Below are 13405 nucleotides of genomic sequence, written 5' to 3'. Positions count from 1 at the left end.
CCATTGTTCGGTCCCAAGTCAACCCGACACGACCGATCCGGCAACCGCCAGGGAGCCGGGCGGCTGCCGCATCGCAGCCATGCTTGAGATCAGGTTGAGCTTTGGCCGGGCATCGTGTAAAGCCGCAGCATTCCCGGACAAGACCCAGACTTTCAGCAAGGCGTGAAACATTATGGACGGCTTCGACCTCATCATCTTCGATTGCGACGGCGTTCTCGTCGATTCGGAAATCATCGCGGCTGAGGTCGAATCCGGACTTCTGACAGAGGCCGGATATCCGATCAGCGCCGAGGAAATGGGCGAGCGCTTCGCCGGCATGACGTGGCGCAACATCCTGCTGCAGATCGAGCGCGAGGCAAGCATCCCGTTTTCGGCCTCCCTGCTCGACAAGTCGGAGCATCTGCTCGACCTCAGATTGGCGCAGGACGTCCAAGCCATTCCGGGCATCGAATTCGCCGTCTCCAGGCTGGCAATGAAGCGCTGCATCTGCTCGAATTCGAGCACCAAGCGGCTCGACATGATGCTCACCAAGGTGGGCCTCAAGCCGCTGTTTGCGCCGAATATTTTCTCCGCCAAGGATCTTGGCCCCGACCGCGTCAAGCCGAAGCCCGACATCTTCCTGCATGGCGCAAGCCAGATGGGCGTTTCGCCCGACAAGGTCGTCGTGGTCGAGGATTCCGTCCACGGCGTGCATGCGGCGCGTGCCGCCGGCATGCGCGTCATCGGCTTTACCGGCGCCTCGCACAGCTATCCCGCCCATGCCGACAAATTGACGGATGCCGGCGCCGAAACGGCAATCTCCCGCATGAACGACCTGCCAGGCGTCGTTGCCGCACTGGCGGCCTGGGAAGGCGTTCTCTGAGGCGCCTTAGGTTCTGAGCCGCGATCTGTGACTATGCCGACGATTCTGATCGGGACAGCGGCAGCTTCAAGCCCCGCTGACATCGGTGTTCTAGAACCTGAATAAATCGAAGCTGAGAAATGGGTTTCGCACCTCTGCGCCAATCGGCGCGGAATTGAGGACGGCAATGAAGCTGTCGTTCGATCTTTCCTTGCTACGCGCTTAAATCATCCCTATATTGGAGATCAATTAGCAAGGGAACGCTTATGCCTGCTACCCACGCTCTCACTTTGACTGAGGCCGGTTACGTCCTGAACCGGTCCGCGACCGCTCTCAACAAGGCTGTCGATACAGGTGTTATCCGCGCGCGCCAGCGCAAGGTCGGTAGCGCTGTTCAGCGGCTTTTGGGCCCCGCAGAAATGCGTTTTTTGCTCGTCGCCGACGGCCTCGATAAGGACCTAACTCCTGCCGGCCGTCGCAGACTATACGATGCGATCCGTCAACTCTCTTTCGACGCTCATCGTGTCAGTCTCGGGGAAATCGAGCTCGACCTGGGGAAGATAGATGCAGATCTCGAAACTCGGCTTCAGCGCCTGGAAGCTTTGCGAGAGTGGGTAGACGTAGAGCGTGGAGAACCGCTGATAAAGGCTACGCGCGTTCCGGTCCATATGGTGGCAGCACTTGCCCGCGGACAGACAGTCGCGGAGATCGTCGAGGATTTTCCTTCTCTCAGCCGCGAGCAGGTCGAGGCCGCCATCGAATACGCGAAAGCATATCCGAAGCGGGGGCGACCCTATCCATCCCGCAGTCTCAAGCGATCGCTCGCCGACCTCGCCGAACTTGGGGCCTTCGATGAAGTCGACGGAGCAGCCGATGTTGCAGGCCCGCGAATAATTCCGTGACCGGCTACTTGCTGGACGAGAATGTCTTGCGTGAGTTCAGCCCGCGAGGGAACGCCAACGTCCGCAAGTGGATCGCCGGCGTCGATGACGCGGAACTGCGCCTCAGCGTAGCGACGCTATTCGAGAAGCGCCGAGGTGCTGAAATGCTCAAACGGCGCGACCCGGAACGCGCCGCTGCTATCATTCGAGGAATTGCCAACCTGGAGAAAGCGTTTGCAGATCGGATTTTGCCGGTGGACGCCCCAGTTGTGGAAGAATGGACGCGCCTGCTCGGAGCCAAGAACAAGGACCGCTGGGACTTGGCGCTTGCAGCGACTGCGCGCGTTCACCGCCTCGTGCTTGTCACGCGTAACATCAAAGATTTCGAGGGCCGCGGTACGCGGCTGCTCAATCCGTTCACCGATCCCCCGGAGCGGATCGAGCCCTAGAATAGGACGTCGTCCGAAAACCGCTTCCCGCCTTTCCTGAGATTGGCTTTCCTTTTCACGCAATTCCGGACGGAAAACCGCTGCGCACTTTTCCTGGAATTGCTCTAGCTGCTCTTCTTGGTCTTTGCCGGCTGGGTGTCGAAGCCGATGTTGACGCGCACCAGGGCGCCGGAGCCGACCGGCATCTTGATGCCGTCCTTGCGAAAGACCACCTGGGTGCCCGGCGCACCCGGTGGGATCTCGGTCGGGAACTTGGTGACCTCGGAATAGAGCACGGTCTCGCCATCGACGACGGAGATGCGGATCGGCAGCGTCACGGGGCCCGGCGTGCCGGCTGGGCCGGTGATGAGGCGCAGTTGGGCAACGACCGTCATCGTCAGGTTCGTGTCGTTCAGCGTGCACTGGCGGGTGTAATCGCCGAAGGAGGCCTGGAAGACGATCTGCTGCGGATCGTCCTTCTTGCCCTTGGCATAGGTGCGGAAGATCGCATCCTGATCACGCATGAAGATCTGTGGGCAGGCGCCCTGGACGACGGGAGCGACCGTGCCCTGCGCCGTCGTCGCCGTGCCGATCGAGGGATTGTTCGAGGATGGGTTGGCGGGCGCCAGCGGCATGATCTGGGCGGTGCCGTTCGACTGCGTCGCCGGCGCCGACGACTTGCTGTCGCCACCTATACCGAGCGAGTTGCAACCAGTGAGCAAGGCAAGAAAAGATGCGGAGACGATGAGACGCGAGACCTTGCCGAGCACCATATTCCATCCCTTGTACAAGCGTTTCTTGGAGGCCCCATGTCTTTTTCGCGGGGCCTTTCATGACGGTTTGCGATGGTCTATATCAGCGGCGTAAACAAAAATCGATTGGGTAAGCGCCGTTTTGATGCACTTTTCGCCGCCGGATGCGGGCAACCTCAACAGCATATCCGCGATGCCATGCCTGCAGGGCGGCCTCTTTTCGATTTCCAGCGGACCGGGCCACGGCGGCGCCCGGCCGGATTTCCTTCAGCGATAGATTAAGGATGACGAACGTGGACTATATCTCGACCCGCGGCGAGGCCCCTTCCCTCGGCTTTTGCGACGCCCTGCTGACGGGGCTGGCGCGCGATGGCGGGCTCTACGTTCCGCGCAAATGGCCGAGCTTTTCGAAGAAGGAGATTCGCGCGCTGCGCGGCAAGTCTTATCAGGAAATCGCCTTCACCATCCTGTCGCCCTTCACCAACGGCGAAATCCCCGACGACACCTTCCGGGCGATGATCGACGAGGCCTACGGCACCTTCCGCCATCCGGCAATCGCGCCGCTCGTCCAGACCGGGCCGAACAGCTTCGTCATGGAGCTGTTCCACGGCACGACGCTCGCCTTCAAGGACGTGGCGATGCAATTGCTCGCCCGGCTGATGGACTATGCGCTCGAGAAGCGCGGCGAGCGCGCGACGATCGTCGGCGCCACCTCGGGCGACACCGGCGGGGCGGCAATCGACGCTTTCGCCGGCCGCGAGCGCACCGACATCTTCATCCTCTTCCCGCATGGCAAGGTCTCGCCGGTGCAGCAGCGGCAGATGACGACCTCTTCGTCGCCGAACGTGCATGCGCTTGCCGTCGAGGGCAATTTCGACGATTGCCAGAACCTCGTGAAGGCGATGTTCAACGACGTGGTCTTCCGCGACAGGGTTCGGCTTTCCGGCGTCAACTCGATCAACTGGGCGCGCATCATGGCCCAGATCGTCTATTATTTCACGGCGGCGGTGGCGCTCGGCGGCCCCGACCGGAAGATCTCGTTCACGGTGCCCACCGGCAATTTCGGCGATATATTCGCCGGCTACTGCGCCAAGCGCATGGGCCTGCCGATCGACCGGCTGGTGATCGCCACCAATGAAAACGACATCCTGGCGCGGATGCTGAAGACCGGTCGTTACGACATGAAAGCGGTCAAGGCGACGAGTTCGCCGTCGATGGACATCCAGATCTCCTCGAACTTCGAACGGCTGCTGTTCGAAGCCTATGACCGCGACGCCTCGAAGGTGCGCGCGGCAATGGAAAGCCTCAAGCAATCCAACGGCTTCGAGATCGGTGCGCAAGCGCTGAAGGCGATCCGCCGCGACTTCCGCGCCGGGCGCGCCAGCGAGAAGCAGGCTGCCGAGACGATCCGCAAGACCCATGCCGAGACCGGCTATCTGCTGGATCCGCATTCGGCGATCGGCGTCTTCGTCGCTGCCAAGAAAGAAAAGCCGAATACGCCGATGGTGACGCTTTCGACCGCGCATCCGGCGAAATTCCCCGCCGCCGTAAAATCCGCCTGCGGTATTGACCCGGCGCTTCCGACGTGGCTTGCTGATCTGATGCACAGGGAGGAGCGTTTCCAGATCATCAAACCGGAGCTGAAAGCCGTTGAGACTTTTATCGGCCAGCATGCCCGCGGCGAGACGACAGCAGGCGCAGAAAGATAGCCAATGACAGTTGAGTGCACCCGGCTGAAATCCGGGCTGACAGTAGTCACAGAGACCATGCCGCATCTTGAAAGCGTTGCGCTCGGAGTCTGGATCAAATCGGGATCGCGTAACGAGACGGACAACGAGCACGGCATCGCTCACCTGCTCGAACACATGGCCTTCAAGGGCACGGCGCGCCGCACGGCCCGCCAGATTGCCGAGGAGATCGAGGATGTCGGCGGCGAAGTCAATGCCGCGACCTCGACCGAGACGACCTCCTATTATGCCCGCGTGCTCAAGGACTACGTGCCGCTCGCCGTCGATATCCTCGCCGACATCCTGACGGAATCGGCCTTCGAGGAAGAGGAGCTGGAGCGCGAGAAGCAGGTGATCCTGCAGGAGATCAACGCCGCCAACGACACGCCCGACGACGTGGTGTTCGACCGGTTCTCCGAGGCCGCCTATCGCGACCAGACGCTCGGCCGGGCGATCCTCGGCACGCCGGAGACCGTCGTCTCCTTCACGCCGCAGCAGATCCGTGGCTATCTCGGCCGCAACTATACGACCGACCGCATGTTCGTGGTCGCCACCGGCGCCGTCGAACATGAAGAATTCCTGCGCATGGTCGAGGATCGCTTCGCCAGCCTGCCGACGACCCCTTCCGCCCCGCCGGTCATGGAACCGGCGCGTTATATCGGCGGCAGCGTGCGCGAACCGCGCGACCTGATGGACGCGCAAATCCTGCTCGGCTTCGAAGGCAAGCCCTATCACGCCCGCGATTTTTACTGTTCGCAGATCCTCGCCAATATCCTTGGCGGCGGCATGTCCTCCAGGCTCTTCCAGGAGGTGCGCGAGTTCCGCGGCCTCTGTTATTCGGTCTATGCCTTCCACTGGGGCTTTTCCGACACCGGCATCTTCGGCATTCATGCCGCGACCGGCGGCGAAAACCTGCCGGAGCTGGTGCCGGTCATCATCGACGAGCTGCACAAGTCGGCCGATGCGATCCACCAGAAGGAAATCGAGCGCGCCCGCGCCCAGATCCGCGCCCAGCTGTTGATGGGTGCGGAAAGCCCGGCTGCCCGCGCCGGCCAGATCGCCAGGCAGATGATGCTTTACGGCCGGCCGATCTCCAATCCGGAGATGATGGAGCGGCTGGAAGGCATCACCATCGAGCGGCTGACCGACCTCGCCGGCCGGCTGTTCTATGATACGGTGCCGACGCTTTCGGCGATCGGTCCACTGGAACAGCTCGCGCCGATGGAAGACATCACTGCCTCGCTTTCGGTCCCGGCGTCGAAGACGCTGCAGGCAAGCCGCTGAGCCGACGTCCGTCCTGCCGGGAGTGATCGATGCCAAAATCGGTTTTTCGGTTCCTGCAGCGGCAGCCGGAAGCGGTGCAGCTGGAGAACGACAGATATCTCCTGCGCCTGCCGCGCTACCAGGATTTCAACCAGTGGCACCGGTTGCGCGCCGACAGCCGCAAATTCCTGGAACCCTGGGAGCCGACCTGGCGGCGCGACGAGCTGACGGAGGGCGCATATCGTGCACGCGTCGTCCGCGGCAAGCAGGAATATGCCTCGGGCCAGGCGGTGCCGCTGTTCATTTTCCTCAAAGACGACATGACGCTCGTCGGCGGCGTCACCATCGGCTACATCAGAAGGGGGGCGGCACAAAGCTGCATGATCGGCTACTGGATGGGCGAACGTCATGCCGGCCAGGGGCATATGTTTGCCGCTCTTCAAATGGTTATTCCTTACATCTTCACCGGGCTTGAGTTGCACCGTATCGAAGCAGCCTGTATTCCAGATAACGCGCGCAGCATCCGTCTGCTTGAAAAAGCCGGGTTTCAACAGGAAGGCTATCTGCGCGGATATTTGAAGATCAACGGTCAGTGGCACGACCATGTGATGTTTTCACGTCTCGCCACCGATCCGGATAAAGGCAGGAAAACCGACAGCCGATGACAAGAGACCGCATGCTGCCCAAGTCACCGTCCGGACAAGTGATCGCGGTGATCGCAGCCCTTTTCCTGGCGGCATTCGCCTTCATGGCGGGCGTTGCCCAAGCGGCCGAACCGGTAAAAATTTCCCGTGACGATACCGCGCTCGATCTGACGGCGACGACCGAGATCTACGCCAACCAGGGCGAGGCCTTCCAGGTTTCGACGGCCGCCGGCGCCGACGGCATCCGCCGCCGCATCGAGGTCAGGGCGAGCTCGGAGAACCATCAGGGCGACTGGGCGGTGTTTGCGCTTGCCAACGTTTCGGAAGAACAGCTCGAGCGCGTCATCGTCGCGCCGCATTTCCGTCTGGTCAATTCCAAGCTGTTCTGGCCGGATCTCGGCTCGCAGCGCATCAGCGCGATTACGCCCAGCGAAGGTTTTGCGCTCGATCGGCAGCCGAGCGACGAGGCCGACGTCTTCCGCATCACGCTGAACCCCGGCGCCGTCATCACCTTCGTCGCCGAACTGTCGACACCGGAACTGCCGCAGATCTATCTCTGGGAACCGAACGCCTACAAGGATACGATCAACGCCTTCACGCTCTATCGCGGCATCGTGCTCGGCATTGCCGGCCTGCTCGCCGTGTTTCTGACCATCCTCTTCGTCGTCAAGGGCACCTCGATGCTGCCGGCGACGGCAGCCCTTGCCTGGGCGGTGCTCGGTTATATCTGCGTCGACTTCGGTTTTCTCGGCAAGCTGATCAGCGTCGCCTCGGCCGACCAGCGAATATGGCGCGCCTGCGCCGAAGTGGCGCTGGCGTCGAGTTTCGTCATCTTCCTCTTCACCTATCTCAACCTCAACCGGTGGCATGCGCATCTCGGCTACGCGACACTTGCCTGGGTGCTCGGCCTTGCCCTGCTCTTTGGCGTCGCGATCTACGATCCGTCGATCGCCGCCGGCATCGCCCGGCTTTCCTTCGCGTTGACGGCCGCGACGGGACTGCTCTTGATCATCTATCTCGGCTTCAACCGCTACGACCGCGCCATTCTGCTGGTGCCGGCCTGGGCGCTGACGCTCGTCTGGCTGTTCGGGGCGTGGCTGACGGTCACCGGCCGGCTCGACAACGACATCATCCAGCCGGCACTCGGCGGCGGCCTGGTGCTGATCGTGCTTTTGATCGGCTTCACCGTCATGCAGCATGCATTCGCCGGCGGCGCCTTCCAGCAGGGGCTGTTTTCCGATCTCGAGCGGCAATCGCTGGCGCTGACCGGCTCCGGCGACATGGTGTGGGATTGGGACGTGGCGCGCGACCGCGTCGTCACCATTCCCGACGTCTCGATCAAGCTCGGCCTTTCCCAGGGCGCCATGCATGGTGCGGCGCGCAACTGGCTGCCGCGGCTGCATCCCGACGACCGCGACCGTTTCCGCGCCACGCTCGATGTGCTGCTCGAACACCGCCGCGGGCGGCTGAACCATGAGTTCCGCATCCGCGCCGAAGACGGGCATTTCCACTGGTTATTGATCCGCGCCCGGCCGGTGCTCGGCTCGAACGGCGAGATCATCCGCTGCGTCGGCACGATCGTCGATGTGACCGAACAGAAGAATTCCGTCGAACGGCTGCTGCACGATGCGCTGCACGACAATCTGACCGGCCTGCCGAACCGGCAGGTCTTCCTCGACCGCCTGCAGTCGGTGCTGGCGCTGGCGCCTGGCGGCGACACGCTCAGGCCGACGGTGATGGTGATCGACATCGACCGTTACAAGCTGGTCAATGATTCGCTCGGCGTCGCCGCCGGTGACAACATCCTCATCGCGCTGACGCGGCGGCTGCGCCGGCTGTTGAAACCGCAGGACACGCTGGCGCGGCTTGCCGGCGACCAGTTCGGCCTCATCCTGGTTTCCGAGCACAATCCGGCCAAGGTCGCCGATTTTGCCGATGCGATCAGCAAGGCGATCATGGTGCCGATCAACTTTTCCAATCGCGAGATCATCCTGACGGCCTCGGTCGGACTCGCCTCCTGGGTCGACCGGCAGGAGAGCGCCACCGGCCTGCTCAGCGATGCGGAGCTTGCGATGTACCGGGCAAAACGGGCCGGCGGCAACCGCGTCGAGCCGTTCCAGCCGGCCTTCCGCGACTTCGGCACCGACCGGCTGCAGCTGGAAACGGATCTGCGCCGCGCCATCGAGCGCAAGGAATTGTCGATGGTCTACCAGCCGATCGCACGGCTGGAGGATGTCGAGGTCGCCGGTTTCGAGGCATTGATGCGCTGGGAACATCCCAAGCGCGGCAATATCCCGCCATCCGAATTCATTCCGATCGCCGAGGCCTCCGATCTTATCGGGCCCCTCGGCATGTTCGCACTGGAACAGGCGACCAACGATCTGATGAGCTGGCAGCACCAGACCGGCGAATTGCCGATCTTCGTCTCGATCAACCTGTCGAGCGTGCAGTTGCTCAATAACGAGCTCTATGACGATGTGCGTTCGGTTCTCGCCAAGACGCATTGCCAGCCCTCGCGCCTCAAGCTCGAACTGACGGAATCCATGGTGATGGAAAATCCGGAACAGGCCCGCCTCGTGCTGCAGAAGCTGAAGGAGGCTGGCATCGGCCTGGCGCTCGACGATTTCGGCACCGGATATTCGTCGCTCGCCTATCTCACGCGCTTCCCCTTCGACACGATCAAGCTCGACAAGACTTTGGTGCGCGACAGCAGCGACAAGAAGGCGATCGTGCTCAGATCGGTGATATCGATGGCACGCGAACTTGAGATGAAGGTGGTGGCGGAAGGGATCGAATCCAACGAGGATGCGATCGAGCTTGCCAAGATGGGCTGCAACTACGGCCAGAGCTACCTTTTCGGCCCACCGATCCCTTCGGAATCGGTGCTGCGGCTGCTGCGGGACCGCTTTCCGCTGACGAAACGGGCCTGAGCCGAGCGGCTGGTCGATTTCCTCGGTAGCGACAAAAGGCCGGCTTCGGCCCGAGGCGGACATCTGTTTGCTGTTGAAGGATGCGGCTGCCTTGCGCCCTCATCTCGGTCGTTGAAGTTTTCTGGGCTTTTACCGAAAGCAGACCATGGTCGATCCTCGAACGCGATGTTCCGTCGCAATTTCTAAGCACGGCGTTTCTTCCCTCCTGTCAGCCAGCCCCTGGCGATCGCCGACGTAACGCTTCTCGTGAAATGAACGGTGGGCAAGCGCGTGCAATACTGCTTGGCGTATCAATGGGGCGGAGTGGCTATTGACAGCGCCATAACATTCCTTTCATCTATGTTGTAAGACATCTTACATACTTCATGTGATGGAAAAGGAGGATTTCGATGAGGAGACTTTTGACATGGCTGGCACTTGGTGCGGCCGCAATGACGCTTTCGACGCAGGCTCAAGCTGGGGCGACGCTCGATCGGGTGATGGAAAAGAAGGCAATGGTCGTCGCCACCAACAGTGGTTGGCCGCCGCAGAGCTATCTTGACGACAGCAACCAAATGGTCGGTTTCGATATCGATGTTTCCCGCGAGATCGCCAAGCGTCTTGGCGTCGAAATTAGCTTCGAAACGCCGGATTGGGCGACGCTCACCGGCGGTCGGTGGCAGGGCCGCTACGATCTCGGCGTCGGCTCAGTGACACCGACCAAACCGCGTGCGCAAGTGATCGATTTCGTCGGCGTCTATTACTACAGCCCCTATGTCTATGTCGTGCACAAGGACAATACCGCCAAGACCGTCACCGACCTCAACGGCAAGGTGATCGGCGTCGAGACCGCGACGACCTCGGAGGATTTCATCAATCGCCGCCTGGAGATAGACGCGCCGGGCGTTCCACCGATCGAGTACAAGCTCGAGCCTGGTGAAGTGCGCACGTTCGCCGATTCCATGCTGCCCTTCGATGACCTTCGCCTCGGTGACGGCGTTCGCCTGTCCGCCGTTATCGCGCCGGAACAGACGGCCAGGAACGCGATCAAGAACGGCTATCCGGTCCGCGTTCTCGAAGGCGAGTATGCCTTCCGCGAGCCGCTCGTCGTGATCGCCGAAAAGGTCGACCCGGACTGGACCGCGAAGGTCGGCGACATCATCGCCGAGATGAAGAAGGATGGCACGCTCGCCAAGCTGACCACCAAGTGGTACGGCAAGGACTATAGCGCAGATTGATTTGCGGCGTCGCACGGGCGGTTTTGCCCGCCCGTGCCTTCCATTTCGAAGAGCATGCAATGTCCTACCCCGATACGTATTACAAGAGAACCATTGCCGAAGATCGGTCGCGGTCTTCCCTCTCTGGGCCGGAGGATTGCGACGCGGTCGTGATCGGCGCAGGGCTGGCTGGTCTGACAACTGCGCTGCAACTCGTCCGCGCCGGCCAGAAAGCGGTCGTGCTGGAAGCCGAGATCGTGGGCTTCGGCGCGTCCGGCCGCAACGGTGGTTTCGTAGCCCCCGGCTTCGCCACCGGCAGCGATGACATCGCCCGGACGGCGGGCAAGGATGCCGCCAAAAAGCTCTTCCATCTCTCGACGGAGGGTGTCGAATTCATCCGCGACACCATCCGCGATCTCAATATCGAGAGTGCAGCGCCGCAGCCCGGCATCACCAGTGTGTTGCGCCATGATGATGCCGCGTCGCTCAAGACCTACCGCGAGCAGTTGCTCAAAGACTACGACTACGAACTTGACTATCTCGACACCGAGCAGGTGCGGGCGATGCTGAAGTCGCAACGATATTTTCAGGCGCTCCGCAATCCCAAAGCCTTTCACATGCATCCACTGAATTATCTCCGCGCCATCGCCGCCGAAATCGAACGGCTCGGCGGCAAGATCTTCGAGGGTTCGGCAGCGATCTCGACCAGCCTTTCAGGCGCGGAGAAACGCGTGCGCACCGCCAATGGCGAAGTCCGAGCCCGGCACATGGTCTTCACGACAGGCGGCTACACCGGCAGCCTGGAGCCGCGGCTCCAGCGCGCTTTCCTGCCGATCGCGACCTATGTGATGGTCAGCGAGGAGGCGCCTGATCTGATCGCCAATGCGATCGCGACCGGCGATGCGGTCGGCGACAACCGCCGCGCCGGCGATTACTACCGGCTTGTGGACAATGGAAAACGCATCCTCTGGGGCGGCCGGATCACCACACGCGCGGCCTCCACGGCCGGCGTCGTTGCTGAACTCCGCCGCGAGATGACCGGCACCTATCCGCAGCTCTCCGGCCTCAAGACAGAACTCGCCTGGTCGGGCCTGATGTCCTATGCCCGCCACCTGATGCCACAGATTGGCGAGGTCGAGCCCGGCGTCTGGCACTGCACGGCCTTTGGCGGCCACGGGCTCAACACCACCGCGATCGGCGGCAAACTCGTGGCCGAGGCCATACTCGGCCAGGGCGATCGTTACAAGCTGTTTGCGCCATTCGGCCTGGTCTGGGCTGGAGGCGTCGCCGGCCTTGCCGTGGCGCAGCTCACCTACTGGAAACTTCAAGCACAGGACTGGTGGCGCGAACGCACTGCCTGAACCAAGGGACGCAGCGCATGCTGGCTCGACTCATTCTCACCTATCCTGATGCCATGAGGCGCCTCGGCGTGGCGCTGATTATCCTGGTGATTACGCTCGGCCTGTTCCAGCTTGGCGTCAGTTCGCATTGGCTCGGGTATATGCTGCCGTCGAGCGCGCCATGGGTGACCGATAATCCGCTCGTCAGCCGCCTTGTGTCCTCATTGCTGATCGCCTTGATTCTCGCAGCCAATTGGACGCTGCTGCGGCTCCTACCGCGCCGCTGGCAGATCATCGGCGTGTGGATCGAACTCTTCGTCCTGCTAATGCTCTTCTTCTATTCGTTCAATCTTTCCTTCGCCTTCATCGCGAAGAAAATCGGCTTCCTCATCACCCAGGGAGTCACAACGACGCTGTTCATTTCGGCGATCTCAATCGCGGTCGCCACTGTAATCGCGCTGGCTGGCGCTATTGCCAAGCTCTCGCGCAACGGCGTGATCTATGGGCTTGCGACCTTTTACACTTCGCTCTTTCGCGGCCTGCCGCTGCTCATGCAGATCTACATCATTTATCTCGGCCTGCCGCAGGTCGGCTATGTCATCGGCGCGATACCGGCGGGCATCCTTGCCCTGTCGCTCTGCTATGGCGCCTATATGACCGAGATTTTCCGCGCCGGCATTGAAAGCATCGACAGGGGCCAGTCGGAAGCGGCGACCGCGCTCGGTCTCAAGCCCGGCCAGACCATGGCCTTGGTGATTCTGCCACAAGCCATGCGCATCATCATCCCGCCGACCGGCAACCAGTTTATTGCCATGCTGAAGGATTCCTCGCTCGTGTCGGTCGTTGGGGTATGGGAGATCATGTATCTCGCCCGCACCCAGGGACAGACCGAGTTCCGCCATATTGAAATGCTGATCACCGCTTCCATGATCTATTGGCTGCTTTCAATCGGGCTGGAATATACCCAATCCCGCATCGAAGAGCGGTTCGGCCGTTTCAATGTCCGCTGAGACCTCCTTCATCAGGACACTCCAATAGGCGTGCCGCCGGTATCGCCGTTCTTGCCTTGCCGGTGGCGCTGCGACCCGGCACCGCCGAATTCAATATCGGCCACGTCGCCGCCTTCGTCTCGACGGTCGTCTTCGCACATTCGCTGCTATTGTTGCGACGCGCCAAGGCTGCGGAAAGCGATAAAGCACTGATTGCGACCCTGCTGGTGGTCATGACCCCCTTGAGCCTCCTGACAGCGCTCAGCAGCACCGGCCTCTCGGCCATGGATTTCAACCATACGGGCATTGTTGTTATGCCGGCATTTTGGGTCTTGCCGGCCACGTGCTACTGGTGCGGGCCTGGTAGTGTGCGGAAGGTTCTGCAAATTCACTAAGAGGGGCGGTCATGGCAGG

At 61.6% G+C, this 13405-nt stretch carries 12 protein-coding genes; 11 read left to right on the top strand and 1 reads right to left on the bottom strand.

All coding sequences use genetic code 11. From position 1 onward, the window contains the following. Nucleotides 1-172 precede the first annotated feature (172 nt). The 3 genes from N2600_RS03690 to N2600_RS03680 all read left to right on the top strand — a co-directional run bounded on the left by N2600_RS03690 (nucleotide 173) and on the right by N2600_RS03680 (nucleotide 2171). On the top strand, nucleotides 173-862 hold the full coding sequence (locus N2600_RS03690; RefSeq protein WP_017963159.1) for an HAD family hydrolase: 690 nt from the start codon (nucleotides 173-175) through the stop codon (nucleotides 860-862). Between the two features lie 407 nt (nucleotides 863-1269). Beyond that, entirely contained in the window at nucleotides 1270-1743 is a 474-nt protein-coding gene (locus N2600_RS03685) for a DUF433 domain-containing protein (protein WP_260298010.1), read from the top strand. After that, nucleotides 1740-2171, top strand: a complete 432-nt coding sequence (locus N2600_RS03680; RefSeq protein ID WP_017963156.1) for a type II toxin-antitoxin system VapC family toxin — start codon at nucleotides 1740-1742, stop codon at nucleotides 2169-2171. Before N2600_RS03685 ends, N2600_RS03680 begins: the two co-directional genes overlap by 4 nt. 104 nt (nucleotides 2172-2275) lie before the next feature. On the opposite strand, the gene N2600_RS03675 is transcribed toward N2600_RS03680, so the two are convergent. Then, nucleotides 2276-2923, bottom strand: coding sequence for a hypothetical protein (locus N2600_RS03675; RefSeq protein ID WP_170259762.1), 648 nt, complete (start codon nucleotides 2921-2923; stop codon nucleotides 2276-2278). Nucleotides 2924-3186: 263 nt separating this feature from the next. Between N2600_RS03675 and thrC the strand changes: the two genes are divergently transcribed. The 8 genes from thrC (at nucleotide 3187) to N2600_RS03635 (ending at nucleotide 13386) form a co-directional block, all read left to right on the top strand. Further along, complete coding sequence (gene thrC / locus N2600_RS03670; RefSeq protein WP_260298008.1) at nucleotides 3187-4611, top strand: threonine synthase; 1425 nt, start codon at nucleotides 3187-3189, stop codon at nucleotides 4609-4611. A gap of 3 nt (nucleotides 4612-4614) precedes the next feature. After that, complete coding sequence (locus N2600_RS03665) at nucleotides 4615-5913, top strand: M16 family metallopeptidase (protein ID WP_017963152.1); 1299 nt, start codon at nucleotides 4615-4617, stop codon at nucleotides 5911-5913. 29 nt (nucleotides 5914-5942) lie between these two features. Continuing rightward, nucleotides 5943-6557, top strand: coding sequence for a GNAT family N-acetyltransferase (locus N2600_RS03660; RefSeq protein ID WP_260298007.1), 615 nt, complete (start codon nucleotides 5943-5945; stop codon nucleotides 6555-6557). Then, on the top strand, nucleotides 6554-9466 hold the full coding sequence (locus N2600_RS03655; RefSeq protein WP_260298006.1) for a sensor domain-containing phosphodiesterase: 2913 nt from the start codon (nucleotides 6554-6556) through the stop codon (nucleotides 9464-9466). The genes N2600_RS03660 and N2600_RS03655 overlap by 4 nt, the downstream gene beginning before the upstream one ends. Nucleotides 9467-9855: 389 nt before the next feature. Then, nucleotides 9856-10683, top strand: a complete 828-nt coding sequence (locus N2600_RS03650) for a transporter substrate-binding domain-containing protein (protein WP_170258447.1) — start codon at nucleotides 9856-9858, stop codon at nucleotides 10681-10683. A gap of 59 nt (nucleotides 10684-10742) precedes the next feature. Further along, a complete protein-coding gene (locus N2600_RS03645) occupies nucleotides 10743-12023 on the top strand; it encodes an NAD(P)/FAD-dependent oxidoreductase (protein ID WP_222281474.1) in 1281 nt (426 codons plus the stop codon). Between the two features lie 17 nt (nucleotides 12024-12040). Continuing rightward, entirely contained in the window at nucleotides 12041-13012 is a 972-nt protein-coding gene (locus tag N2600_RS03640) for an amino acid ABC transporter permease (protein WP_017963147.1), read from the top strand. A 56-nt stretch (nucleotides 13013-13068) separates the two neighbouring features. Then, entirely contained in the window at nucleotides 13069-13386 is a 318-nt protein-coding gene (locus N2600_RS03635; protein ID WP_260298004.1) for a hypothetical protein, read from the top strand. Nucleotides 13387-13405 lie beyond the last annotated feature (19 nt).

Origin of the sequence: Rhizobium sp. WSM1274, from assembly GCF_025200775.1 — a bacterium.
Taxonomy (GTDB): Bacteria; Pseudomonadota; Alphaproteobacteria; order Rhizobiales; family Rhizobiaceae; genus Rhizobium; species Rhizobium leguminosarum_I.
The sequence above is the reverse complement of the archived record's forward strand: the minus strand, read 5'-3'. Positions and strand labels throughout refer to the sequence as shown.

Bases quoted from the DNA above. Each gene is read 5' to 3' on its own strand.
- N2600_RS03690 (WP_017963159.1), top strand. From the start codon at position 173: ATGGACGGCTTCGACCTCATCATCTTCGATTGCGACGGCGTTCTCGTC.
- N2600_RS03675 (WP_170259762.1), bottom strand. From the start codon at position 2,923: ATGGTGCTCGGCAAGGTCTCGCGTCTCATCGTCTCCGCATCTTTTCTT.
- thrC (WP_260298008.1), top strand. From the start codon at position 3,187: ATGACGAACGTGGACTATATCTCGACCCGCGGCGAGGCCCCTTCCCTC.
- N2600_RS03665 (WP_017963152.1), top strand. From the start codon at position 4,615: ATGACAGTTGAGTGCACCCGGCTGAAATCCGGGCTGACAGTAGTCACA.
- N2600_RS03660 (WP_260298007.1), top strand. From the start codon at position 5,943: ATGCCAAAATCGGTTTTTCGGTTCCTGCAGCGGCAGCCGGAAGCGGTG.
- N2600_RS03655 (WP_260298006.1), top strand. From the start codon at position 6,554: ATGACAAGAGACCGCATGCTGCCCAAGTCACCGTCCGGACAAGTGATC.
- N2600_RS03650 (WP_170258447.1), top strand. From the start codon at position 9,856: ATGAGGAGACTTTTGACATGGCTGGCACTTGGTGCGGCCGCAATGACG.
- N2600_RS03645 (WP_222281474.1), top strand. From the start codon at position 10,743: ATGTCCTACCCCGATACGTATTACAAGAGAACCATTGCCGAAGATCGG.
- N2600_RS03640 (WP_017963147.1), top strand. From the start codon at position 12,041: ATGCTGGCTCGACTCATTCTCACCTATCCTGATGCCATGAGGCGCCTC.